Raw genomic sequence first — 24947 nt, 5'->3', positions numbered from 1 at the left:
CAACTGATACCATTATGGATTGAGTATAAGTCTACCTATTGCAAACTTATTTTGTACTTACTATTAGCACCTTTATCTTCTGAGCTTGCTTTTATCATTTAATAAATTGAGATAGGATGGATTTTAATTTGACCATCTACTGGATACCGCGGACAAGCCGCGGCACGTAGGTGATAGATAAATTGGCAACTGACACTAAGTACTAGGAGATAGGTAAATTAGCAACTGGTACTAATTACTAGAATTTATAGATCAAGCTTATCCAATTTTAGTCTAAGCTAAAAAAGTATAAACCTAATTTTATTTTTTATTTAGTAATAACTTTTTAAAGAAATTAGATAAGTTGTCTAGACTTATCATTTCGATATCTTCTTTATTTCGTGCTTTATACTCAACAGCTTGCTGTTGTAAATGACGTTCACTTATAACAAGGCGATGGGGTATACCAATTAGATCACAGTCAGCAAATAAAACGCCTGGCCGCTCATTACGATCATCTAATAGTGTTTCAATGCCCAAACTTATCAACTCCTGATAGAGTTTTTCAGTCATTTCTGCTACAGCAGGTGAGCGATGACCATTAATAGGAATAAGTACTACTTGAAAAGGAGCAAGTGGTTCTGGCCAAATGATGCCACGCGCGTCATGATGTTGCTCAATTGCAGCGGCAACCACACGGCTAATACCCAGCCCGTAACAGCCCATCGATAATGTTTGTAATTCACCTGCTTCGTTAAGCACTGCAGCATTCATGGCTTTAGCATACTTATCACCTAATTGAAAAACATGGCCTACCTCGATACCACGGCAAGCATGTAATTTACCTTGACCATCGGGGCTAGGATCACCCTCTTTAACCTGCCTTAAGTCATAGGCAACTTGATAAGAAGCATCGCGATTCCAAGCTGCATTAATAAAATGCTTATTAGCTTGATTTGCACCACAAACAAAAGAGGTAAGTGCAAGCGCGTTATAATCAACAATAGCTGGAATAGGGAGATTAACAGGCCCTAAAGAGCCAGTAGGTGCGCCTAATGTTGATTCGATAATTTTTTCATCGGCAAATTTTAAGGGTGATTTAATAATTGGATTTTTACTGGCTTTAATTTCATTTAGTTCATCATCGCCACGTAAAACTAAGGCAATTAGAGGATGAGTAGTGCCTTCTACAATTAATGTTTTGACAGTTTGTTCAGGTGTCACATTTAAATAGTCAGAGACATCTTTAATTGTTTTTTTACCAGTCGTATCAACAAGCTCTATTTCTTGCGCTGGTGGCGTTGTAGTAGGCGGTGGCGCTAAGCTCGTTGCTTGCTCTATATTCGCTGCATAATTACTACCATCACTATAGAAAATAATATCTTCACCCGAGTCAGCTAAGACTTGAAATTCATGTGAGGCTGAACCGCCAATAGCACCCGTATCTGCTTCTACAGCTCTATATTTTAAACCTAGTCTATCAAAAATACGGCAGTAAGTTGCATACATTGCATCATAAGTTTCTTGTAATGACTCAGAGGTTAAATGAAAAGAATAAGAGTCTTTCATAATAAATTCTCTAGCACGCATAACGCCAAAGCGAGGTCGAATTTCATCACGAAATTTAGTTTGAATTTGATAAAGATTAATAGGTAGTTGCTTATAGGACCTTAATTCATTACGCATTAAGTCGGTGATAACCTCTTCATGAGTAGGCCCAAAACAGTAATCTCTATCGCTGTTATCCTTCATGGTTAACAACTGCCCACCAAAGGTATCCCAGCGACCTGTTTCTTGCCATAATTCAGCAGGCTGTATTGCTGGCATTAACACTTCTATGGCGTTAGCGCGGTTCATCTCTTCTCTAACAATTTGTTCTACTTTTTGTAAAACTTTGAGACCAAGCGGTAACCAAGTATATAATCCTGATCCTAACTTGCGAATCATTCCTGCTCGCAGCATAAGCTGATGTGATACAATTTCAGCGTCACTGGGCGTTTCTCGTAGCGTAGCTAAAAACCATTGAGATGTGCGCATATTAGTTCCTAATTACAATCAAATTGCTCATTATATATGTATTATTTCTAATTTGCGATTTATCATTTCTATTCTTCTTGAAGGACACGGTAAACTAAAAGTGAACCTATTAACTAGAGACAAAGTGAATACATTTGGTTTGATTCAAACATTTTGTAGAGTTGCGCAATCTTGCAATTTTACCTTAGCGGCTAAAGCTTTAAATATTTCAGCTGCTGCTGTAAGTAAACAAATTTCTTTACTAGAGAAAGAATTAGGTGCTGCTTTGTTTGCAAGAACTACTCGGAAAGTCACACTAACTGCCTTAGGTGAAATGTATTATCAAGAGGTACAAGGCGTATTAATTTCACTTGAGCGAGCAACGAATATGGTTGCTAAATTTAAAACAGAGCCTTTAGGATTAGTCCGGGTTAAAAGTGCTCGTTTTTTTGCTGAGCAAATAATAATACCACGAATGGTAGGTTTTAAAGAAAAGTATCCCAACATTATTCTTGATTTACAAATTGCTGAGCAAGTACCTCATTTACCTGCAGAAGATTTAGATGTTGTATTTGGTATGTCCATGCCAGTTGCTTCAAATTCCATCCAAAAAAAAATTGGCACTACTCGTTATGTTTTTTGTGCAGCAAAAAGTTACCTTAAACAAGCAGCAGAACTCAGAAAACCCTCTGATTTAACCAAACATGCTTACATCACCCATAGCATGCGAGTCCCAAATGACTCTTGGACCTTTGCTAATGGTGAGACTATCTTTTTAAAACCGAGTTTATTTTTAAATGACGCAACAGCTATGGTTGATTGTGCGTGTCAAGGGCTAGGTGTCATTGCCCTACATGCTTATCAGGTTAAAAACGCATTAGAAAAAGGGGATTTAGTAGAAGTATTAACGGATTATCCAATGCCAACCATCCCTGTATTTATTTTTTATCACCCAGCACGATTTATGCAACCAAAAGTTAAGGTTTGGGTTGAAGCTATGATTAAAGATATATCTTTTTAAGAAGGCTATTGCAACATTAATTTCCTAGAATGAGGGTTGCAGGCTTTGAATGCTTAAATACCGCAGTAATCGACTACAGTATTTAAGCTTAGGAGACAAATAGTTTATTTTAAATTAGACGCTTTCAAATCTTTTGCTTTTTCAATAATAGGGCGAGTTTTATGTACTAATACCTCGTCATGCGTTTTACCTAGACGAGTAATATGATTGGAATAATCATCAAAGTGAACCCGGCCACTTTCAACATCATAAATGGCACCTACAATAGCAATCTTTTCTTGCTCAATTAATAATTTAAGGATTTCGCTGTCTTGATAGACTTGATGCATAGTATTAGCAATATTTAATGCAGTTACATTAGCAATAAATTTTTTATTTTGGCCCGTTCTGTCTTCTGTTGTTTCTACTTCAGCGCTAATAGCAGGCTTAATTTTCGCTAAGAGTTGGGTAATATGCCCTTTCTCAACATTATCACAAGCAGCTTGAATAGCGCCACAACGCGTATGCCCTAATACAACGATTAGTTTTGCACCAACAACTTGGCAAGCATATTCCATACTTGCTAAAACATCTTCATTAACGACATTACCAGCCACACGTATACAAAATAAATCACCAAAACTCATATCAAAAATAGTTTCAACAGGCACACGTGAGTCGATACAGCCTAAAACAACAGCCATAGGATGTTGAGTTTTTGCTGTATGTTGAATATCAAGCTTGGAGATCCGATGAATACGTGTGTCATTTAAGAAACGTTGATTACCTTCTTTTAAAATAGTTAGTACTTCAACAGGTGTTAAGGTTGTTTGTACATCATAGGTAGTTACCGTAATAAAATCGATATAATTATGAATATCATAATAGTTTTTAAAACCTACTAAGTTTAAAGAAATATTATTAACAGGGGCCTGTTCTTGTTGAAACTCTTTAATAAGCTCAATTATTTCTTTATCAATATAATTTGCATAACGGGCATCGATAATAAGTTGAGAATCATTAGGTATTGAGTTTAGTTCAGCAACTAAAGAGGCTTTATTTAAAAACGTTATCTGCTGAGGCAGAACAAGTCTATTAGTGATACCATTGGGGTAAACTTCTTTAATGATATCTAAACGTGCCTGACTATTTGTTTTTAAAATATAAAATAAGCTAATAGCTAAACCAATTAAAATACCGGCAAGTAAATTAAAAACGACAATACTAATTACGGTTGCTATAAATGGAATGAATCGATCTAAACCTTGATGATAAATGGACTTATAAATTGCAGGTTTAGTTAATTTATATCCCGTAAATATTAAGATTGCGGCAAGCGAAGATAAAGGAATTTTATTAAGCCAACCTGGAATTAGAAGTACTGCAAAGAATAATAGAAAACCATGTAAAACAGCCGCCATCTTAGTTTTTGCGCCAGCTTGAATATTAACAGATGTACGCACAATAACTGATGTAATGGGCAAACCACCAATTAAGCCAGAAATAAAGTTACCGGTACCTTGTGCAAGTAATTCTTGATCCTTAGAGGTCGTCCGCCGTTTTTTGTCTAATTTCTCTGAAGCTTTAACATTAAGTAAGCTTTCTAAAGAGGCAACAATCGCTATAATAAAGGCATATAAATAAACTTTTGGATTGCCCCAAGCTGACCAATTAGGTGTCTGGAACTGGGTAAAGAAATCAAGAAATCCGTCATTACTAGGTATATTTACTAAATGAGGATTATTTTGAGCTAGCGTTGAGTCAGTAAAGAGAAATAACTCATTAATTAAAATACCGGCGATAACTACAATAATAGGGGCTGGAATACCACGCAAAAATTTCAATTTAGTTTTTTCAAAATAAATTAAAATGGTAAAGGAAATTAAAGAAATAATAGCCGCCCCTTCATTAATATGCTGGGAAAATTCATAAAGCGGGCTAAAAGTAAGACCCTCTGTAGTCTCTAACAGATGACTTTGTAACTCTTTAAGATCCTTTGATAGAGTAAAGGCTAATGGAATTTGTTTAATAATTAACAAAATACCAATAGCACATAAGAGACCTTGAACCACATTAGATGGTACATATTCAACAATAAAACCTGCACGTAATGCGCCCATAAGGCCTTGAATAATACCTGCTAGTACTAAAGCTAAAAGAAAGGTTTGAAAATCCCCTAGCTGAGTGATTGCAGTCAAAACGACTGCAGCCATTCCAGCTGCAGGGCCACTTACACTTACTTGCGAGCCACTAAGTAAACCTACAACAACGCCCCCAATGACACCACTTACAAGCCCTGAAAAAAGGGGGGCGCCTGAAGCAAGTGCTATCCCTAAACATAAAGGAACAGCCACCAGAAAAACTACAATTGCAGCAACAAAATCAAATTTAAAATGTCTTTGCTGATAAATTTTTGCTCTACGAAAAGTTGTTATCACAGCATCATTCATAGTTTTTTTATTAAGTAATTACCTTAATCTGGATACTAGCTCAAATTGAGCAATTTGTGAATCTTTACAAGAGAGAAATATTTCTTAACTTTATCGATAAGATAAAAAGGTGAATTTTTTAACAATTGTTTTTAAATAAAACAATAAATAGTCATCATAGCTTAAGACGCAAACAGTTGGGCTGCGCGATGCATAGCTTAGTCTACATTTGCTTTGTCTGTTTTGTCGGTGTGGGTAGATATTGAGGGTTGACTGGGCTAAATGAAGTGCAGCTCAACAAGTAGTGAATAGACTTCATACTTTAAGACTTACATTGGTGGACTGCGTTATGCTCAGCTTAATCGATAACACTGGTGGTAGCCTAGACGCAGGCCTATAAAGCCGAAGCCCGGGTTTTTCTTTGTTACACCCAGGCTCTTATGCTTTGCTATGCTTAGCCTAACCTACGTTTAATTATTCTATTTCCAATGCCGCAAGTTCTTCTTCAACAAAAACGGGAGTTTCTCCTAGTTCTTTTTTATTTAACAGCTGACTTTCTAAATTTTTAAATTGCCATAATGATTGATCCATTAATTGGCTTGGTTTAACGCTTTGTAAGGCATGAAGAATGTTACTAGGAATTTTAGGATTATCTTTTGCAAGCTCATCAATTAACTTACCAATTCTTTTGCGCGCTAGATTTTCTTGCGAACCGCATAATGTACAAGGAATGATTGGATAATTTTGCTCATTAGCATAAGTAATAATATCGCGTTCTTGTACATAACATAAAGGCCGAATAACAATATGTTTTTTGTTATCACTTAATAATTTGGGGGGCATAGATCGAATATCACCATTATACAGAATAGACATCATTAAAGTTCGGATTAAATCATCTCGATGGTGACCTAACGCAATTTTATTAAACCCATTTTCCTCAGCATAACGATAAATAATGCCGCGCCGTAATCGTGAGCATAAGGAACAATAGGTCTTACCTTCAGGAATTTTCTCTTTAACAATACTATAAGTGTCACGAGTTAGGATTTCATAAGGAATTTTTTTATCTTTAAGCCAGGCATGAACTTTACTATCATCCCAACCAGGCTGCGCCTGGTCAAGAGTAAAAGAAAATAATTCAAATTTATGATTTGAACGTTGTTTTAATAACTGTAGTAATGTTAATAAAGTAAACGAATCTTTGCCGCCTGATAGGCAAACCATAACTCGATCGCCTCGCTGAATCATATTAAAATCAGCAATAGCTTTGCCAGTATAGTGCAGTAATTTCTTTTCAATAGCTGTTGGATTAAATACCATATTAACAACCTAACCTAATGGACGACTAAAATTAAGTGCTGGTTTAGAAAAATTTTACTTAGATTTTATCAAGTAGATATCTAAATTTGCCTTGGAAAGATAAATTAAAGCCTCTAATTTATAAAAATAACATTTTCCTTAAGGCGTCCTTTCTAACCAAGTTTAAGTTCTCTTGAAAGTCAAAAAAGAGTAATTATAAATAGTTTTGATTTAAATTGCATCAGCTTACCAGTTTTAAATAAGGTGCGTGCGACAGTAGAGAGACAAGCTATCTTTCTATGGCGCGCTGACCTTATTAGATAAAAGGTCATTTATAGGACATATGTAACTTTTGAGTTTTCTTGTTACTTGCTTTTTTGTCCCTTTTTTCTTTGAGCCTTTTAACTTTACATGAATGATTTTTTTGATAGTGTGTTTGCCTTCAAGCTTGCCTCTACGAGGTAAAGGAGGAGGAAATCGACTAACGCGCGTAGTAGCTAGCCATGAATTGACTTCTTCTAAATCATTTACATTTAAAGTGCCTGCCAAGTATTTAAGATTTAAGGTCGCAATAATTAAATTATATTGATCTTCCGCTAATTGCCGTTGGGCCTCAAATAGTCGTTGTTGAGCGTTAACTACATCAACCATAGTACGTGTCCCAACTTGAAACTGAGCTTCTGTACTTTGCAAAGTATTTTGTTGAGAAACGACCGTTTGCCTATCGGCCTGAACTTTACTAATTCCGTCAATAATCGTATTAAAAGCGATTCGACTATTAACAACAACATTACGATACACTCTTTCCAAGCGTTCACTGGCTGCTTGAAAATCAAACTGAGCTTGTCTTGTTTGTGCAACAACAAGCCCACCTTGAAATACTGGGAAGTTTAATGCCAGGGCAATAGTAGAATTTGATTGTTTTGAAGGAGCAAAAAAACTGGCACCATTACTACCGCCTCCACTTACATCGTTATGGGTTTGGGAGCTATTGGCTTGAATCCCTAAAGTAGGCCAACCACTTGCAGCTTGAGCGCGGATATTTTCTCTTGCAGCTTGTAAGCTGTATTTAGCAGCATACAAATTATAATTTTGTTTAAGACCTACGTCGACCCATTCGTTAATATCATTGGGTTCAGGACGAATAAGAGGAATGCGGCTATTTCTCAATGGTACAAGATAAGCATATACGTGGTTCGTTAATTTACGTAAATTTTCACTTTGATTTTCCAGATTATTGCGTGCGGTGATAACTTGAGCAACGGATTGATCATAAGCCGAACGAGCTTCATACACAGAAGTAATAGCATCTAAACCTACTCGAAAACGTTCTTCTGCTTGTTCAAGCTGGCGTCTATTAGCACGTCTTTTTGCCTCTGCAAAGCTTAATGTATCTCTAGCAAGTAAAACATCAAAATAAGCTCTAGATGTACGTAACATAAGATCTTGCGCCGCGTCATTAAACGTCGCCTGAGCTGCTTTAGCAGATGCCTTAGCTTGTTGCACAAGGGCCCAAGCTTGGAAATTAAAGACTGCTTGAGAAGCGTTAATCTGCCACTGATTACTATTATAAGTTTGTTGAAAATCAACGTTAGCTGTTTTTGTTTCTATAACATTTCTGGCAACTTGAGCATTTACACCTAGTTGTGGATAAAGTGCTGAACGCGCAATAGGTATAGACTCACGTGTAGACATATAAGTACTATAAGCTTCTTTAAAAGTGGGATCATTTTCTAAAGCTTGTTGATAGATGTCCATTAAGTCTGTTGCGTGCAATTGACCAGCAAAGCAGATAGTAAATAGCAGAAACAGCTTTTTTTTCATGCGAATGCGTCCTAGAAAATAAATTCTTTAGGCTTTAATCTGTTAATTAAAGGTGGGATACAAGTTTCAAAAAGTAATTCTTGAGTCCATATACCATCTAATCCTAAAGTAAAGAGCATTGCTTGCATAACAGGCTCTTTACCAATAATGGCAAAAATTCTACCACCAGGTAATACTTGCAAACGCAATGTATCGGTTATAGTAGAAACTGCACCAGTCATAATGATGACATCATAAGGTGCTTTATCAAGCCATCCGTTATAACCATCGCCTTTAATTAGTTCGACATTATTGCAATGATGGTGTTTTAAATTAACAGCTGCCGTATCTAAAAAATCCTGAAAGTAATCCACACTGATTACGTTCTTACATAAATTACTTAATAATGCTGTAAAATAGCCTGTTCCTGTGCCAATTTCTAGTGCAGTTTCTTCTTTCTTAAGTTGCAGCGCTTGTAAAATTCTTCCTTCCTCTAGAGGGCTCATCATCCGCTGCTCATGGGGCAAAGGAATTTGCATATCAGAATAAGCAAACTGATGCATCGCTCTCGGAACAAATTCATCACGAGGAAATTTATCATACAACGCTAAAATATCCTCATCAAGAACATCACCTGTTCTAAGCTGCTGCTTAATCATATTAATACGTGCATTTTGACTAATCATTTGTGAAATACCATTACAGGAGTTAGATAGGTTAAAAGGTTGTGGCCATTTTAGCAAGAATTGATTAAAGGTGCGATTGATTCATAAAAGATTTATAAACGTTTATCATTTAATAGTGCAGTTGTGTAAAATTTGTTATTATTACGGCAATTTTCGATTTAATTAGGAGCAAGCAATGCAAGAGCGATTTTTAGACCACTTGCAAGATGAGTTAAATGTACTTAAAAATGAAGGCTTATATAAATCTGAACGAGTTATCTCTAGTCAACAACAAGCAAAAGTCCAAGTACAAGATGAAATAGTTATTAATTTATGTGCTAACAATTACTTAGGATTAGCCAATAATTTAAATTTAATTCACAAAGGGCAAGAGGCATTGCAAAAATATGGCTATGGCATGGCGTCTGTTCGCTTTATCTGTGGAACTCAAACACCTCACAAAGAGCTAGAAAATAAGATAAGCCATTTCTTAAATAAAGAAGATGCCATTCTTTACTCGTCATGTTTTGATGCTAATACAGGTTTATTTGAAACAATACTAGGACCTGAGGATGCTATCATTAGTGATGCTTTAAATCATGCTAGTATTATTGATGGTGTTCGATTATGTAAAGCCGCTCGTTTTCGGTATGCTAACAATGATATGCGTGACTTAGAAGCTCAATTAATTGCTGCCAAAGATGCTCGCTTTCGCTTAATTGCTACAGATGGCGTATTTTCAATGGATGGTATTATTGCCAATTTATCTGCTATTTGTGAATTAGCTGATAAATATGATGCCATGGTTATGGTTGATGACTCGCATGCTGTGGGATTTATGGGAGAAACAGGTCGAGGTACACCTGAGTATTGTGGTGTTTCAGACAGAGTAGATATTATTACAGGTACATTAGGAAAGGCTTTGGGCGGCGCATCAGGTGGCTATACGACAGGTCCTTCTCTTGTTATTGATTGGTTGCGTCAGCGTTCTCGTCCTTACCTATTTTCTAATACCTTAGCTCCTGTCATTGCTGAGACCTCTATCGCCGTGCTTAATTTATTAGAAAATTCTAATGAATTATTATTAAAATTAAAACGAAATAATCAATATTTTCGTAAAGGTATGACGGAACTTGGATTTGATTTAGTGCCAGGCGAACATCCCATCATTCCGGTTATGCTTGGTGATGCAAGTTTAGCAGCGAAGATGGCTGAACTGTTATTACATGAAGGTGTTTACGTAATTGGTTTTTCTTATCCAGTTGTTCCTAGAGGAAAAGCGCGTATTCGCACGCAAATGTCAGCAGCACATGAACTAGATCATTTGGATCAAGCGTTAGCAGCCTTTTCTAAGGTAGGAAAGTTACTTAATGTAATTAAATAAGGATATAAACACGGATTTGCTGTAGAAATAAATCACAAGCGATTTATAAATTTCCCGAAAAAGTTTTGATAATACTTAGGAGGCTCATGAAATCATTAGTAAAAGCTAAACGTGAACCTGGAATTTGGATGCAGGATGTGCCGGTTCCTGAGTATGGCGTAAATGATGTTTTAATTAAAATTCATAAAACTGCCATCTGTGGTACAGATATCCATATCTATACTTGGGATGATTGGGCACAGGCAACTATTCCTGTACCCATGACTGTCGGTCATGAGTTTTATGGTGAAATTGTTGCGCTTGGACGTGAAGTAAAAGGGCTAGAACTAGGGCAGCGTGTTTCTGGTGAAGGTCATATTACTTGTGGTATGTGTAGGAATTGTCGTGCTGGTAAACGCCACCTTTGCCGGAATACAGAAGGCGTTGGAGTCAATCGTCCAGGTTGCTTTGGGGAATATTTAGCGCTTCCCGCAACGAATGTGTTGGCACTTCCTGATAATATTACAGATGAGCAAGCTTCCATTCTTGATCCCTTTGGTAATGCGACACATTGTGCACTAGCATTTGATGTAGTGGGTGAAGATGTCTTAATTACAGGTGCAGGCCCAATTGGTATTATGGCTGTTGCAATTGTTAAACATATCGGTGCTCGTCATGTAGTTATTACAGATGTCAATGACCATCGTTTAGAGTTAGCTCGTAAAATGGGCGCAACTCGGGCTATCAATATAAAATATCAATCAATTACTGACGTAGCTAAGGAATTAGGTATGTTAGAGGGATTTGATGTTGGCCTTGAAATGTCAGGTAATCCTATGGCATTAAACGATATGGTTAAAGCAATGAATCATGGTGGCCATATTGCTATGTTGGGTATCCCACCACAAGAAACACCTATTGATTGGAATCAAGTTATTTTTAAAGGCTTAACGGTTAAGGGTATTTATGGGCGAGAAATGTTTGAAACATGGTATAAAATGATTGCTATGTTGCAAAGCGGTTTAGACATATCACCTGTTATTACCCACCGTTTTCACGTTGATGATTATCAGGATGCTTTCCAAATTATGGCCTCAGGTCAATCTGGTAAAGTCATACTAGATTGGTCTTAATCTTGATTAGACTTCTTCTGACTTTGTCTTCTCACAAGCAGTTTCTGAAGAAGTCTATTGATCATTATCAAGCATCATTTTTAAATTTATTAAAAAGACAGTAAGGATGAGGTTAAAAGTTATACTTACTCAGTTATATTTTCTAAGTAGATATAAAAAGTTATGCTTGTTCTAACTGATCCGTCGCGAAGTGCACAATAGGTCTTGTATAGCAATATACTTTGGTTTATGTTCTGCACCAATTTTTTTAAAGAGTGGAGTATTCATGTCGCAATATATTTACACAATGAATCGAGTAAGTAAGGTAGTAGATAATCAGCGCGTAATTCTTAAAGATATTTCTTTAAGTTTTTATCCAGGGGCAAAAATTGGTGTTTTAGGTTTAAATGGTTCAGGAAAATCAAGTTTATTAAAAATAATGGCCGGTGTTGATCAGCAATTTAATGGTGAGGCAAGGCCGCAACCAGGAATTAAGATAGGTTACTTAGCCCAGGAGCCTAAATTAGATGCAACTAAAACTGTTCGTGAAGTTGTTGAAGAAGGTGTTGCTGACATAAAGAATAAGTTAAAAGAGTTTGACGAAATTAGTATGCGCTTTGCTGAGCCAATGAGTGATGAAGAAATGACTGCATTACTTGAAAAGCAAGGACAATTACAAACTGATATTGAAGCTTGTGGTGGTTGGGATTTAGAACGCAGACTTAATATTGCTGCTGATGCTCTGCGCTTACCTGAGTGGGATGCTAAAATAAGTCATTTATCGGGCGGAGAATTACGCCGAGTAGCGCTTTGTCGTTTACTTTTATCTAATCCAGATATGTTATTACTTGATGAGCCTACCAACCATCTTGATGCTGAAAGTGTTGCTTGGCTTGAGCGCTATCTGGAAGAATTTCCCGGGACCGTGGTTGCTGTAACGCATGACCGATATTTTCTTGATAATGCTGCAGAATGGATTCTTGAATTAGATAGAGGCGAAGGAATTCCTTATAAAGGTAATTATACTTCTTGGCTTGAGCAAAAAGAAGCACGACTTGCTATGGAAGAAAAACAACAGGCCGCTCATCAACGTGCAATAAAAGCTGAATTAGAGTGGGTTCGTACATCACCTAAAGGTCGTCATGCTAAAAATAAAGCGCGACTTGCTCGATTTGAAGAAATGAACTCAAAAGAGTTTCAAAAACGAAATGAAACCAATGAACTTTATATTCCGCCAGGTGAGCGCTTAGGTGATTTAGTGATTGAAGCTAATCACCTTCGTAAGGCATTTAGTGATCGTTTACTTATTGAAGATTTAAGTTTTCAATTACCTAAAGGTGGCGTATTGGGGATTATTGGTCCAAATGGTGCTGGTAAATCAACTTTCCTTAAAATGTTAACGGGTCAGGAAAAGCCTGATAGTGGAGAAATTCGTCTTGGGGATACAGTTGATTTAGCTTATGTTAACCAAACACGTGATCATTTAGATGACAATAAAACTGTTTGGCAAGAAATATCAGATGGCCAAGATATTATTCAGGTAGGCTCATTTCAAATGCCATCTCGAGCTTATGTAAGTCGTTTTAATTTTAAAGGGGCTGATCAACAAAAGAAAATGTCACAGTTATCAGGAGGGGAGCGTAACCGTGTGCATTTAGCGAAATTACTAAGGCGCGGTGCTAATGTCATATTACTTGACGAACCAAGTAATGACTTAGATGTTGAAACGCTACGTTCTTTAGAAGAAGCTATATTAAATTTCCCTGGCTGTGTTATTGTTGTTTCTCACGACAGGTGGTTCCTAGATCGAATTTGTACTCACCTTATGGCTTTTGAAGGGGACTCACAAGTAACCTTTATTGAAGGTAATTATAGTGATTATGAAGTAGATAGGAAAAGACGATTAGGTGATGATGCCAATCGGCCAGCAAGAATTAAATATCGTCGATTAAGTGCTTAATTAATCTTAACCATCATTAGGAATCGTTTGTAGGACAATGTTTAGTCTTTTAACTTAATTAATGTCGGTTCGCTATAGAAAGATATATTATATTTCTTACTTTAAACTAGCTTACTAAGCTTTTATGGCGAACTCACATTAATAAGTTGTCTTAATAATTTATCCTGTAGCGGAGATTATCATGAATAAGTTGTTTTGGGTGGGCTTAGCTGCCTGTGCTGGACTGTCAAGTTGCGGTGAGTATTATGATGAATCAACCTTAGTTACGGATGATAATGGTTATGTACATAAGACAACACATTATTTACGTGATAAGCGAGGGCGTGAGCATTTTCCTTTACAAATACCTGCTATTGGAAGGAAACAATTTATTTTTGATCCCCAAGCTTATTCGTGGGCAGCGTATGATGCTGAAGGTCATCGAGTCATGACAGGTAGTGCTTCGGGTGGCAAAGATTTTTGTGATGATGTAGGTCAGTCTTGTCGTACGGTGACTGGTACTTTTCGGGTTTACAATAAACGAGGAGCTGATTGCCTGTCTGGGGAATATCCTGTGGAAACTACAGGTGGCGCTAAAATGCCATATTGTATGTATTTTCACCAAGGCTATACTATTCATGCCGCTTACGAAGTACCTTATGCAAATTCCAGTCATGGATGTGTTCGTGTCTTACCTAGCGCTGCAAAATGGTTAAATGAAGAGTTTATGACACTGGGCACTCAGGTAACTGTTTTACCATACGCTGAAGAAAAAAAATAATTTAATATCCCATAAAATGTAAAAGTATTTATACGGGATATAAATCAAGGAATTAAATAGGCAAAGTTTTAAACTTGCACCGATAACCTTAAATCAACCACATCCGCATTAATTTGGACTCTGCCTGTAGTGAAAGGTAAAATTCGTCCTTCATTGTTAAATTTATTGGCAATAAGGGTATTAGAAATAACATGGCCATATAAAAGCTGGAGTGTGGTTGTAGATGTTGCCTTATAGTCTATGACAAGACCAAATAAATATTGTTTATCGGATGGAAAGTTAAGAGGCCGGAATTCTTCTTGTTCGGGGCCATCATCATAAACACCTATCACGCCAAAGCCTGTTTTTTCACTAATTTGATGACGGAGAAAACCTACGAAAGCCCAGGATTCATCGTACTTCATAGAAAATGTAAAATCCTTTGGTGAAGGAGGCTGCGCCGCTGTATTGCGTACACGCGCATATTGATTAGCATTCCATTCACTACGAAAAGCTTGTAAATTAATTAGCCACTCTTTAGAAAATAAGTGCGTGTAGGACAAAATAGTGGTTGCCGGCATGCGAAAGTAAAATTTATGATTAGTGTTAATAAAATTACCAAATAAACTTTCACCCTTTGCTTTTTGTTTAATTGATGAATAATAAGCAGCGCCAAAAAAATTAGTTTGATTAAACATATAATACAGGCCAATGTCAGCGCCTAAACCAAAACTAGACGTACGATTAATTAATGTATCATAAGTTGTTCGACCAGATGGCAATGCCCAATTTGCTTCATTATTTTTTAAAAAATTGAAATTTAATCCACCGCCAAGATAAATGCTTTTACTTAAACTATAGGAAGCGCGTGGACTTACATCTACATCAGTCATAAGTGTTTCTGTGGATGCATAACGCGTAACTGCATTAGCACCCCATTTTAAATTAGAATGAAACGGCTCTGTAACGTCAACTCCGAAAACAAGTTTATCGTTAAGCCTTGTAGCAATACGGCCATAGGGTAATAAGCTGGTTTGTCTGCTATCACTCGTACCAGGATCTTCTTCAAAAGTATTTAAATTTAATTGTCGCCCTTTGAATGTAATATCAGCATACATGACTGTACCGCCAATAATAAGATCATTTTTTTTAACTTTAAATAGCTCGGCAGGGTTACTATAACTAAGGCCGGTAAAATATTGTAATACGTTAGCATTTGCATTAAGACTAGTTAAACATAAAAGAGATAGAATCGAATAACGCATAATCATCCTGAAATTAAATAATCGCAGGCTTTCCTGCGGTAAATGGTAAGGCTTTTATATAATAGACCTCTATTCAAACTGCCATTAATGGCCAATTTTGGCCAAAAAAAGGACCTTAAAATGCTCATTTACTTCATAACAAGGTTCTTTTTCAGCTTTTTTTAATAGACCTCGTCTCATCACTGGCAGTTTGGAAAGAGGCCTAATATGGTTTTTAGATTTTCAATTAAGGATTCCCACTTGCAGGCTGTTTTATAATAACCGTGGTGGGTTTCTTAATTGTTGTTGTCGTTGTTGTTGCAGCAGGTGCTGTGGTAGTAACAGCTTGTCTAGGCGAAGCAATCATTTGCATAATGCCAAGATCCCCTGTGACTTTACGTCCTATAATTAAATCCACAGTTAGCAGCTGCGTTAATTTTTGTTTTTCATTTTGATAGATAACTTGTAAAGGCACACTGGCACGCCACTGATTTTCTTTAAGGTCAGTTACAGCGATGTTGCCATCAACGGTACTTGCTACCATTAGTTTCTGTGTTCTTATTGCACTTAAATTACCAGACTTATTAAGCGCTTCATTAAAACTTTGCCAACCTTGCTCCGTATAACAAGGTCTTAAATTTGTTAACTGTTGTGCAATGTTAACGTGATCAAAGTCAAAGGATTGCCTTGTAGCATTATTTGCCCACTGCATAATAATGGCATGTTCGATATGAGTTGTTTCAGGAGGGATATGATAAGTACAGTTCATGGGTTGTGCCATGGACGTTGTTCCTGTTGATGATGCAGGTACCGTCGCTGTTGTGGTTGTAGTGGGTGCAGGATTGGTAATTACCGTCGTTGTGGTAGAAGGTGTAGTTACAGTAGCTGGTTGAGTTGTTACAGTGGTTGGCTGTGTCGTTACAGTGGCTGGTTGTGTCGTAACTGTAGCAGGTTGTGTGGTCACAGTTGCAGGTTGGGTTGTGACTGTGGCAGGTTGTGTGGTTGTTGGCACAACAACTTCTTGGGTAGTGGTTGTCGTCGTTGAGCTAGGTGCTGTAGTAGCGGCAGCTACTTTGAAAGTGTCAGCCTTAGCCAGTTGAATTTGCTGAGATACAGAACTTGATGCAGCCTTGGTATAATTATCTAGAGTGGCATTGACTAAGGAGTCTGATTTTTCAGCATAAATAGAGCCACTTAAGACAGTTAAGAGGCTGCTAAACAACATAGTTTTTTTCATTCGAGATGCTCCTTGCATGAATTTTTGAGACTACTATAAACGTCATTATACTTTTAATAAATACTTTTAATTTAGTAACCGTTTAGCCATATTTGCTAAACAGCTGTATTTGACACAAATCTGACTGTTCACCAGGTTTTAATATTTCCTAAACATTTACTTAATTTATTAGAGTTTATTCTAAATTGCTACTTATGGCTTGCAGCAATTAAGACTCTAATAATTCTGCTATCAGTATTGCTGCCAAATGTGCCGTTTTCTGTCCCTCATCTAATTGGGGTGAAAGCTCAGCAATATCCATACTGACTACTTTGCCAGTTTGTATGATGTATTTCAACAGGGGCAGTGCTTGCCAAGGCAACAAACCTAATGCTTGAGGTGCACTAACGCCAGGTGCATGCGCTTCAGCAAAAACATCGAGGCAAATACTTAGATAAATAAAATCCTGTTTGCTAATAAATTGATGCAAAAATTGAGTTTGCTGTTTAATTGATTGCTCAAACATTTGCTCTGCAGTTAAAAATGAAACCTGATAATCACTCGCTATTTGAAATAAACTTGCTGTATTAGCATGAGGTTGAATACCCAAACAACAATAGTTAAAAGGTAAATTCTTAGAGTGACATAGTTGCCTAATTTGATAAAATGGTGTGCCAGAAGTACTTTGATTTTGTGCATTAACGGGACGAAGATCAAAGTGAGCGTCAAAATTAATAATGCCTAATTTATAGTATTTTTCACTTAATCCTAAAAAGTGTCCCCAAGCAATTTCATGGCCACCACCAAAAGCAATAGTTTTACATTGGTGTTGATGACATTGGCTGATTACTTTTGCGAATTCATCTTGAGCTTCTTCTAATTTTCCATCATTACAAACAATATTGCCTAAGTCATAAAGTGGTTTTTTAGTGTGCCAAGGAAGTTTTGCGATCTGTTCTCTTATTACGTTTGGTCCTGCTTTAGCGCCTACGCGGCCTTCATTACGTTTTATTCCCTCATCACTACTAAAACCTAGAAAAACAATTTGGCTACATATATCCGCAAGAGAATGGATGCGAATATCAAAGGGTTTGACTGCTTGGAAAAAACGTTCATTAGGCAAACTATCTTTACGTCCTTGCCAAACTGCTGCTATTGGGGGCTCATAGTGATTAATTTCCAGTAACATCTAATTCTTCCTTTTTAGAAATGGCTAAAGTTGCTTTAGATAATTTGTCTATTAAGTATTTTAGGGGATAACGTGTAGCTTTGTTAAATGATTTCGGTAAAATAGAGCCCTTTTAGTTAAATCTAGAGTGTGAGGAAGATAGCGTGTTTATTATCACAGGTGGTGGTAGTGGTATTGGTCGTGCGCTGGCGCACTTATTAGCAGAGCAAGGGCAGGAAGTACTTATTGTAGGCCGGCGTGAGTTAGTATTAAAAGAAGCAGCTTCTTACTCTCCTTTAATTTCTATCTGTTGTGCTGATGTTTCAACTGTAGAAGGGCAGCAAGCTATTTTAACAGCCTTAAATGATAAACTAACTATAAAAGGTCTAATTCATAATGCTGGCGTCATTGAGCCTATTGCACCGATTACTCAGATTACAGAGCAAGCTTGGCAACAAACGCTAGCAACGAATTTGCATGCGCCTTTATTTCTTACTCAATTGCTAATCAATAAACTTAATGGCGGTCGTGTTCTTAATATCGGTTCTGGGGCTGCTCATTTTCCTGTGTTAGGTTGGACAGCTTACTGTGTTTCCAAAGCAGCTTTAGCTATGTTAACTCGCTGTTGGCAGTTAGAATGCAAATCGGTTGCTTTTGCAAGTGTTATGCCGGGGATTATTGATACAGATATGCAAACGTTGATTCGACAAAGTTCTTTTATGGATAATGAGAAGCTTGAGTTTTTTAAAACACTTAAAAAGCAGAATCGTTTGGTTTCAACAGAAACAGTTGCACTTTTCTTAAGTTGGTTATTATTAGAGGTTAATCGTAATGATTATGATGCCGAAGAATGGGATATCTATGCTACTCATCATCATCAGTTTTGGCTAAAAAAACCTCATAGTGTGCCACATTGGGAATAGCTTATGCTTATATGCGATAGACTTCTCCATAATGCGACAACGCTTACAGTCGATGGCCATTTAAATAAGCAACAAGCTATTGGTATTAAGGGTAATAAGATTATTTGGTGTGATGAAGAAAAAAAATTACCGCCTATTTCGGCGCCTATTAAAGAAGACTGTCAGGGTAAGCTTATTACACCAGGGTTAATTGATTGTCATACTCACTTAGTTTATGCAGGTAATAGAGCTAATGAATTTAAACAGCGTCTTGCAGGCGCTACTTATAGTGATATTGCCAAGGCAGGTGGCGGTATTTTATCGACAGTTAGACAAGTTCGTACAGCTTCGCAAGATGAATTAATTGCACAATCATTGCCTCGCTTATTGGCTTTGCGTGCGGAAGGGGTTACCACAGTTGAGATTAAATCAGGTTATGGTTTAGACATAGCAAATGAGATTAAGATGCTTAATGTGGCGCGTGAACTAGGCAAGGTAAGTGGCATGCGTGTAAAAACAACCTTTTTAGGCGCACATGCCGTTCCACCTGAGTTTGCAAATAAAACACAAGATTATGTTGATCATCTTTGTCAAGACATGTTACCCACGATTGCCGCGTTGGGTCTAGCTGATGCAGTCGATGTATTTTGTGAGACCATTGCTTTTTCTTATAAACAAGCAGAACAAATATTTTTGGTGGCGCAAGATTTAAAGCTTCCTATTAAGTGTCATGCTGAACAACTATCTAATTTAGGTGCAAGTAAACTAGCTGCTTCTTTAGGCGCTTTATCCTGCGATCATCTAGAGTATTTAGATGAAGATGGCGCTAGAGCAATGGCAAAGATGGGTAGCGTTGCTGTGCTGCTTCCAGGGGCTTTCTATTTTTTACATGCTCAAGAATTACCACCTATTTCCTTATTGCGTCAGCTGAAAATAGATATAGCCATCGCGACTGATTGTAACCCCGGCTCATCTCCTACTACATCTTTGCTTTTAATGATGAATATGGCGTGTCAGTATTTTGGTTTAACAGTAGAAGAGGTTTTAGCAGGGGTTACTATAAATGCGGCAAAAGCACTTGGGATTACAGAAGAGACAGGTGCTATTAAGCCAGGTTTGGCTGCTGATATTATACGCTGGTCGCTCAAAGATAAAGCCGAATTGTGTTATCATTTTGGCTACCCACTTGATCATGAAACAATGATTGCTGGACATTGGATTAATCATTAGTAAAACACAGGAGAAATAAGTATGTATTTATTGCGCATTGCCATCTTAAGTTTCATGGTTGTTTTTACTAATAATATTTACGCACAACCAACAACAGTTACGGTAAAAAAAGAAACTAAAACATTTATTTTAGATCTGAAATATCCCCAAGGATTTAAAGAAAGCCAAATAAATCAGGTTATAAAAACCTTTGTAACAAAAACCAAAAATTCACAAGATATGTCAGGCTCTAGCCCCTTTACTACTAATCTACCTGGTAAAGACAGTTTATATATCGATTATAAAATAGCGTATCAAAATACCCATGTTGTCAGTTTGCTATTTAATATTTCAACTTATTCTCGCGGTGCCGCGCATCCTAATAATAGTATAAAGACATTTAACTTTATTGATGGTAAAGAAATTAACTTACAAGATATTTTTAAAACTAATAGTCCTTATTTAGAAGAAATTGCTAATTATTGCCGAAATCAGTTACTTAAAAATAAAGATTTTGACGAAAAATGGGTTAATGAAGGTACGCAAGCAATAAATAAAAATTATACAAATTGGAATTTTAGCAAAGAAGGGTTAGCTATCATCTTTGACACTTACCAAGTCGCTGCTTATGTTTATGGCCCACAAACAATTATTATTCCCACCTCTTCATTAACCTCATCTTTACGTCCTGAAATGAAAAAATTAGTCTGGGGCAATGCATGACAAATTCTGTCTTAGGTGCTCGTGACGAAACAAAAGTAGCGGAATTAACTGTACGTAGTATTGTATTGGCCATTATATTGACCGTCTTGCTTGCTATGTCAAACTCTTATCTCGCTTTAAAATTAGGTATTTTGACATCAGCATCAATTCCTGCAGCCATTATTTCAATGGGTATCTTACGCTTATTTAAAGATTCAACTATTTTAGAAAATAACGCTGTGCAAACAGCTGCCTCTGCCGGAGAGGCTGTTGCTGGAGGAATAGTTTATACAATTCCTGCTCTGATCATTATTCATTATTGGCAAAGTTTTGACTATTTAACCAATTTCTTTATTGCAGCAATTGGTGGCATCCTTGGCGTTTTATTTTCTATTCCACTTCGTCGCATTTTAGTTCATGAGCCCGCATTACGTTTTCCAGAAGGAAGAGCCATTGCTGAAGTTTTAAAGTCCTCTAGCGAAAGAGTAGGTGTAAAAGAAATTTTTTTAGGCGGTGCTGTTGGTGGATTAATTGAACTGTTACAAATGGGTTTTAAAGTTATTGCTAGTAGCTTTAATTTTTGGTTTGTTATTAAACGCTCTATTTTTGGATTTGGCGCTGGTTTCTCAGCGACTATGATTGGAGCCGGTTATTTGATAGGCCATGATATGGCCATTAGTATTTTTCTAGGCGCCATTATCTCATGGTTAATTGCGTTACCCATTGTCAGTCAGTTTTATCCGGATTTTTTAGCACACTATCAATTAAATCAAGCAGCAACATTACTTTGGGATAGTGAAATGCGCTATCTCGGTATAGGTGCGATGTTATTTGCGGGAACTTGGACTTTTTTATTACTTGTTAAGCCCTTGGCAAAAAGTATTACTCAATCTTTAACTGCGTTTACTTCTAAACGTAATTGGGCAACACAAGTACCGCGAACAGATAAAGATATTCCTATACCTTTTATTTTAAGTGGTATCGCTTTCATGGCGACCTTATTATTTTTATTTTTCCAATATATTTTTCCCATTGAAGCAACTGGTCTTGATGGCGATTTTGCTCCCACTTTAGTTTTTACTGCTGTCATTTATGTATTAGTTATTGGATTTTTATTTTCAGTAATCACTGGCTATTTATCTGGAATGGTAGGCGTGACTGCAAGTCCAGGTAGCTCGGTAGTCATTGCCGGAATGTTATTTGCAGCCTGGATGTTATTAACCATTATTAATAAATTTTTACCGCTACCTTTGACCAATAATCAGATTAAAGCGGCTGAAGCAATTACCATTATTATTGGATCAGTTGTTACAGGCATTGCAGCTATTGCTAATGATAACACCCAAGATCTTAAAGTAGGCCAATTAGTTGGCGCGACCCCATGGCGGCAACAAGTGATGCTTCTACTCGGCGTTGTTGTTTCATCATTAGTGATTCCGCCAGTTATGCAATTACTCTTTAACGTTTATGGTATTGCTGGCGTTATGCCTCATGAAGGTATGGACATAAGCCAATCGCTTCCAGCGCCAACTGCCGCTTTAATGGCTGCTATTACGGAAGCTGTGTTTCGCAATACCTTACCTTGGACAATGATGTTTGTTGGGGCAGCAATTATCATAGGGTTGTTAATCTTTATTAAATTATTTAATTTAAATCGCTTTATGAAATTATCTATTTTAGGTGTGGCAATTGGGATGTATTTACCAATTTCCTCTTCATTTCCTTTGTTTTTAGGTGGGATGATCGCTATGTATGTGCAGGCGCGCCTTGATAAAAAGAAATCTCTTAGTAATACTCAAAAGACTGAAAGAAAACAAAAAGGCACTTTAATTGCCTGTGGGTTAGTAGCTGGTTCAGCCATTATTGATGTTTTATTAGCGATTCCTTTTTCTATCTTCCATTCGCCTGATGCTTTAAAAATAGTAGGCGAGAATTGGTATAGATATGGGGTTTTATTAGGTGTTTTATCTACTATTATGCTAGCAGTATGGATTGAGAGAAGGGTGTGTCGGTTAAAAAATATATGATTGTAACTCGACTTATCAGTGATTTTTTACTTTATTTATCTTGCTAGATTTCCTACTAAGTGTTCACATTACTATCTAGATTGTTAATAAATAGTAAGAATTTGAAATTCGTAATCGCAGTTTGATGATAAAATTTTAATACTTAGAATAGATAGCGGAACTAGGCTTTATAAGCGTATTTTAGTATGTTTTAATTAAGATCATTGTGCTATTATTTATACTATTTTGTACGATAGGTAACAATGTATCAAGTAAAACAAGATGAGTTTAACCCTAATCTCTTAGTCAGTCGCTTTCTAGACAATCCTAATCAAATTAATGACGCAGAACTGCAAGTTTTAGAAAAGCTAGAGTATCAGAAGTTTATATTTCCAGCTCCTCCTACCCTTAATTTAATTGAATTCTTAAGTGTCATTAATCATTTACAAGGTTTAAATTATTTGTCGACTAAATTTTCTCAACAAGCTTTAAATAAAATGATTAGTGCAAATAATTATCAAGCTTTTTGCCTAGCAGCAGAAATGGGTCATTTAGACGTGATGAAGTACTTAGCAGCACAAGCGCCTGACTTATTGCTTGATATGATCAAAGCAGACCAATATGCTGCTTTTCGTTGGGCAGCTGCAAATGGTCATTTAGATATGATGAAGTATTTAATTGTACAAGCGCCACACTTAATGCTTGATATGATCAAAGCAGACCAATATGCTGCTTTTCGTTGGGCAGCTGCAAATGGCTATTTAGATATAATAGAATATTTAGTTGCGCAAGCGCCTGATGACCTATTGCTAAATATGATAAGGGCAAAAGACTTTGTTTCTTTTCGCTTTGCAGCAATGGGCGGTTACTTAAATGTAATGAAATATTTAGTTAAACAAGCGCCTGACTTATTGCTAGAAATGATCAAAGCCAAAGAGTTTGACGCTTTTTACTTAGCAGCAGCATGTGGTCATTTAGAGGTAATAGAATATTTAGTTGCGCAAGCGCCTGACTTATTGTTAGATATGATAAAAGCCAAAGAGTTTGAAGCTTTTCGCTGGGCTGTAATTCATGGCCATCTAGATATAGTATGTTATTTTATCAAGCATGCTTCTGTTTTATTACCTGCTATGTTGAGTATGAATGATTGTCGTGCTTTTAAAATCGCGGTAGAAAACGGGTATTATGCTATCGTTAATGTCTTACTTCATGAAGATAAAAAAAATGCCAAACGCTTATATGATAGCTTATCTGAACATCAAAAAAAATTATTAAATGAGGAGCGCTTCACTAGTAGTTGTGTCCATCATTATTTGACAAAATCTTTAACGCCGGAATTAATACCTCGTATTTTAAATCAAGCAAATCATGCAATGTTTTTTAAGCCTGCAAAAATTATTATAGATAACCTACATAAGAAAAAATCTGAAGAAACGTTTATTCAGTCGATGGGTTAAGAAATAGATCAGCCAAATTAATTCTTGCAAAAGAATTTTTATTATTTACTTTTAAGTACAAGCGTAGATCAAATCTTGGTTGATCTACACTTGATTAAACTAAATACTACAAAGTGGGTTAGTTAAAACATCCCATTACTATTCGCTGATCCTTCAGGAATGGCTTGGATTACATCCCAATGTTCTACAATCTTATTATTTTCTAAGCGAAAAATATCAACGACGGCTTGTCCTTTTGTGCCTGGTTCTTTTATAGAGTGGACATGTAGAATGACGTAATCGCCTTCTGCCATAATTCGTTTAATGTCACTGTGTGATTGAGGATAAGTTTGTTTAAGGTAGTCGATGTATTGTTTAAAACCTTCTATACCATCTTTAGCTAAAGGATTATGTTGTATGTACCACGGCCCCATATAAATTTCGGCTGCCGAGAAATCTTTTTCATTAATTGCTTTTTGGTAAAATTGCGTCACGACCTCCTTATTTATTTCTTGTGAACTTTGTTCTGCAAAACTTGATTTACCACTAATAGCCAAACCTATCAATAAAAGAACAGCAGCTATTTTTTTCATTTTATCTCCTTATTGGATTTCTGTTTAATTAACAAATTTGATTATAAGTGGTATAAATTAATAAAAAAGCGCAAATTTTAGCTTTAATTAATCAGTTTTTTAG

At 36.5% G+C, this 24947-nt stretch carries 19 protein-coding genes; 10 read left to right on the top strand and 9 right to left on the bottom strand.

From position 1 onward, the window contains the following. Positions 1–300: 300 nt before the first annotated feature. Positions 301–2016: a proline--tRNA ligase gene (locus tag DYH30_RS11460; protein WP_115331786.1), complete on the bottom strand. Its 1716-nt coding sequence runs from the start codon at positions 2014–2016 to the stop codon at positions 301–303. On the opposite strand from DYH30_RS11460, the gene DYH30_RS11455 reads away from it, so the two are divergent. Beyond that, positions 2009–3016 (top strand): LysR family transcriptional regulator, encoded by a 1008-nt coding sequence (locus tag DYH30_RS11455; RefSeq protein ID WP_115331785.1) that lies wholly within the window; start codon positions 2009–2011, stop codon positions 3014–3016. The two genes, DYH30_RS11460 and DYH30_RS11455, sit on opposite strands and share 8 nt — an antisense overlap. A gap of 104 nt (positions 3017–3120) precedes the next feature. Here DYH30_RS11455 and DYH30_RS11450 read toward each other — a convergent pair whose 3' ends face one another. The 4 genes from DYH30_RS11450 to DYH30_RS11435 all read right to left on the bottom strand — a co-directional run bounded on the left by DYH30_RS11450 (position 3121) and on the right by DYH30_RS11435 (position 9215). Beyond that, positions 3121–5445, bottom strand: coding sequence for a bifunctional SulP family inorganic anion transporter/carbonic anhydrase (locus tag DYH30_RS11450; RefSeq protein WP_115331784.1), 2325 nt, complete (start codon positions 5443–5445; stop codon positions 3121–3123). A 453-nt stretch (positions 5446–5898) separates the two neighbouring features. After that, positions 5899–6747, bottom strand: coding sequence for a tRNA 2-thiocytidine(32) synthetase TtcA (gene ttcA, locus DYH30_RS11445; RefSeq protein WP_115331783.1), 849 nt, complete (start codon positions 6745–6747; stop codon positions 5899–5901). A gap of 276 nt (positions 6748–7023) precedes the next feature. Beyond that, a complete protein-coding gene (locus DYH30_RS11440) occupies positions 7024–8550 on the bottom strand; it encodes a TolC family outer membrane protein (protein ID WP_115331782.1) in 1527 nt (508 codons plus the stop codon). 11 nt (positions 8551–8561) lie between these two features. Further along, a complete protein-coding gene (locus tag DYH30_RS11435; protein ID WP_115331781.1) occupies positions 8562–9215 on the bottom strand; it encodes a protein-L-isoaspartate O-methyltransferase family protein in 654 nt (217 codons plus the stop codon). Between the two features lie 175 nt (positions 9216–9390). Here DYH30_RS11435 and DYH30_RS11430 point away from each other — a divergent pair, with 175 nt between their 5' ends. The 4 genes from DYH30_RS11430 (at position 9391) to DYH30_RS11415 (ending at position 14389) form a co-directional block, all read left to right on the top strand. After that, positions 9391–10578, top strand: a complete 1188-nt coding sequence (locus tag DYH30_RS11430) for a glycine C-acetyltransferase (protein ID WP_115331780.1) — start codon at positions 9391–9393, stop codon at positions 10576–10578. A gap of 86 nt (positions 10579–10664) precedes the next feature. Beyond that, a complete protein-coding gene (gene tdh / locus DYH30_RS11425; protein ID WP_115331779.1) occupies positions 10665–11690 on the top strand; it encodes an L-threonine 3-dehydrogenase in 1026 nt (341 codons plus the stop codon). Between the two features lie 265 nt (positions 11691–11955). After that, positions 11956–13629: an energy-dependent translational throttle protein EttA gene (gene ettA / locus DYH30_RS11420; RefSeq protein WP_115331778.1), complete on the top strand. Its 1674-nt coding sequence runs from the start codon at positions 11956–11958 to the stop codon at positions 13627–13629. A 181-nt stretch (positions 13630–13810) separates the two neighbouring features. Continuing rightward, positions 13811–14389, top strand: a complete 579-nt coding sequence (locus tag DYH30_RS11415) for a L,D-transpeptidase (RefSeq protein WP_115331777.1) — start codon at positions 13811–13813, stop codon at positions 14387–14389. A 68-nt stretch (positions 14390–14457) separates the two neighbouring features. Here DYH30_RS11415 and DYH30_RS11410 read toward each other — a convergent pair whose 3' ends face one another. From DYH30_RS11410 to hutG, 3 genes are all read right to left on the bottom strand, one after another. Continuing rightward, positions 14458–15633 (bottom strand): OmpP1/FadL family transporter, encoded by a 1176-nt coding sequence (locus DYH30_RS11410; protein WP_115332569.1) that lies wholly within the window; start codon positions 15631–15633, stop codon positions 14458–14460. 226 nt (positions 15634–15859) lie between these two features. Then, positions 15860–16849 carry a DotI/IcmL family type IV secretion protein gene (locus DYH30_RS18340; RefSeq protein ID WP_242604726.1) on the bottom strand — a complete coding sequence of 330 codons (990 nt, stop codon included), beginning with the start codon at positions 16847–16849 and terminating at the stop codon, positions 15860–15862. Positions 16850–17057: 208 nt separating this feature from the next. Continuing rightward, the gene (hutG, locus tag DYH30_RS11400; protein WP_115331776.1) at positions 17058–18017 is read right to left on the bottom strand and encodes a formimidoylglutamase; all 960 of its coding nucleotides are present in this window, start codon (positions 18015–18017) and stop codon (positions 17058–17060) included. Positions 18018–18160: 143 nt separating this feature from the next. Between hutG and DYH30_RS11395 the strand changes: the two genes are divergently transcribed. The 5 genes from DYH30_RS11395 to DYH30_RS11375 all read left to right on the top strand — a co-directional run bounded on the left by DYH30_RS11395 (position 18161) and on the right by DYH30_RS11375 (position 24272). Beyond that, entirely contained in the window at positions 18161–18919 is a 759-nt protein-coding gene (locus tag DYH30_RS11395) for an SDR family NAD(P)-dependent oxidoreductase (protein WP_115331775.1), read from the top strand. A 3-nt stretch (positions 18920–18922) separates the two neighbouring features. Continuing rightward, entirely contained in the window at positions 18923–20128 is a 1206-nt protein-coding gene (gene hutI, locus DYH30_RS11390; protein ID WP_115331774.1) for an imidazolonepropionase, read from the top strand. 21 nt (positions 20129–20149) lie between these two features. Continuing rightward, positions 20150–20830, top strand: a complete 681-nt coding sequence (locus DYH30_RS11385) for a DUF3298 and DUF4163 domain-containing protein (protein ID WP_115331773.1) — start codon at positions 20150–20152, stop codon at positions 20828–20830. Then, positions 20827–22836, top strand: a complete 2010-nt coding sequence (locus DYH30_RS11380; protein ID WP_115331772.1) for an OPT family oligopeptide transporter — start codon at positions 20827–20829, stop codon at positions 22834–22836. Before DYH30_RS11385 ends, DYH30_RS11380 begins: the two co-directional genes overlap by 4 nt. Positions 22837–23078: 242 nt before the next feature. Beyond that, the gene (locus DYH30_RS11375) at positions 23079–24272 is read left to right on the top strand and encodes an ankyrin repeat domain-containing protein (RefSeq protein ID WP_115331771.1); all 1194 of its coding nucleotides are present in this window, start codon (positions 23079–23081) and stop codon (positions 24270–24272) included. Between the two features lie 122 nt (positions 24273–24394). Here the strand turns inward: DYH30_RS11375 and DYH30_RS11370 are convergent, their stop codons facing one another. Next, positions 24395–24844: a nuclear transport factor 2 family protein gene (locus tag DYH30_RS11370; RefSeq protein ID WP_115331770.1), complete on the bottom strand. Its 450-nt coding sequence runs from the start codon at positions 24842–24844 to the stop codon at positions 24395–24397. Between the last annotated feature and the right edge of the window lie 103 nt (positions 24845–24947).

The organism is Legionella busanensis (genome assembly GCF_900461525.1).
In the GTDB taxonomy this organism is placed as follows: Bacteria; Pseudomonadota; Gammaproteobacteria; order Legionellales; family Legionellaceae; genus Legionella_C; species Legionella_C busanensis.
Note: the sequence above shows the minus strand (reverse complement) of the source record. Positions and strands in the feature narration are given on the sequence as shown.

What these genes read in the sequence shown, in the direction of transcription:
- DYH30_RS11460 (WP_115331786.1), bottom strand. Translation starts at nt 2,016, where the DNA reads ATGCGCACATCTCAATGGTTTTTAGCTACGCTACGAGAAACGCCCAGT.
- DYH30_RS11450 (WP_115331784.1), bottom strand. Translation starts at nt 5,445, where the DNA reads ATGAATGATGCTGTGATAACAACTTTTCGTAGAGCAAAAATTTATCAG.
- ttcA (WP_115331783.1), bottom strand. Translation starts at nt 6,747, where the DNA reads ATGGTATTTAATCCAACAGCTATTGAAAAGAAATTACTGCACTATACT.
- DYH30_RS11440 (WP_115331782.1), bottom strand. Translation starts at nt 8,550, where the DNA reads ATGAAAAAAAAGCTGTTTCTGCTATTTACTATCTGCTTTGCTGGTCAA.
- DYH30_RS11435 (WP_115331781.1), bottom strand. Translation starts at nt 9,215, where the DNA reads ATGATTAGTCAAAATGCACGTATTAATATGATTAAGCAGCAGCTTAGA.
- DYH30_RS11430 (WP_115331780.1), top strand. Translation starts at nt 9,391, where the DNA reads ATGCAAGAGCGATTTTTAGACCACTTGCAAGATGAGTTAAATGTACTT.
- tdh (WP_115331779.1), top strand. Translation starts at nt 10,665, where the DNA reads ATGAAATCATTAGTAAAAGCTAAACGTGAACCTGGAATTTGGATGCAG.
- ettA (WP_115331778.1), top strand. Translation starts at nt 11,956, where the DNA reads ATGTCGCAATATATTTACACAATGAATCGAGTAAGTAAGGTAGTAGAT.
- DYH30_RS11415 (WP_115331777.1), top strand. Translation starts at nt 13,811, where the DNA reads ATGAATAAGTTGTTTTGGGTGGGCTTAGCTGCCTGTGCTGGACTGTCA.
- DYH30_RS11410 (WP_115332569.1), bottom strand. Translation starts at nt 15,633, where the DNA reads ATGCGTTATTCGATTCTATCTCTTTTATGTTTAACTAGTCTTAATGCA.
- DYH30_RS18340 (WP_242604726.1), bottom strand. Translation starts at nt 16,849, where the DNA reads ATGAAAAAAACTATGTTGTTTAGCAGCCTCTTAACTGTCTTAAGTGGC.
- hutG (WP_115331776.1), bottom strand. Translation starts at nt 18,017, where the DNA reads ATGTTACTGGAAATTAATCACTATGAGCCCCCAATAGCAGCAGTTTGG.
- hutI (WP_115331774.1), top strand. Translation starts at nt 18,923, where the DNA reads ATGCTTATATGCGATAGACTTCTCCATAATGCGACAACGCTTACAGTC.
- DYH30_RS11385 (WP_115331773.1), top strand. Translation starts at nt 20,150, where the DNA reads ATGTATTTATTGCGCATTGCCATCTTAAGTTTCATGGTTGTTTTTACT.
- DYH30_RS11380 (WP_115331772.1), top strand. Translation starts at nt 20,827, where the DNA reads ATGACAAATTCTGTCTTAGGTGCTCGTGACGAAACAAAAGTAGCGGAA.
- DYH30_RS11375 (WP_115331771.1), top strand. Translation starts at nt 23,079, where the DNA reads ATGTATCAAGTAAAACAAGATGAGTTTAACCCTAATCTCTTAGTCAGT.
- DYH30_RS11370 (WP_115331770.1), bottom strand. Translation starts at nt 24,844, where the DNA reads ATGAAAAAAATAGCTGCTGTTCTTTTATTGATAGGTTTGGCTATTAGT.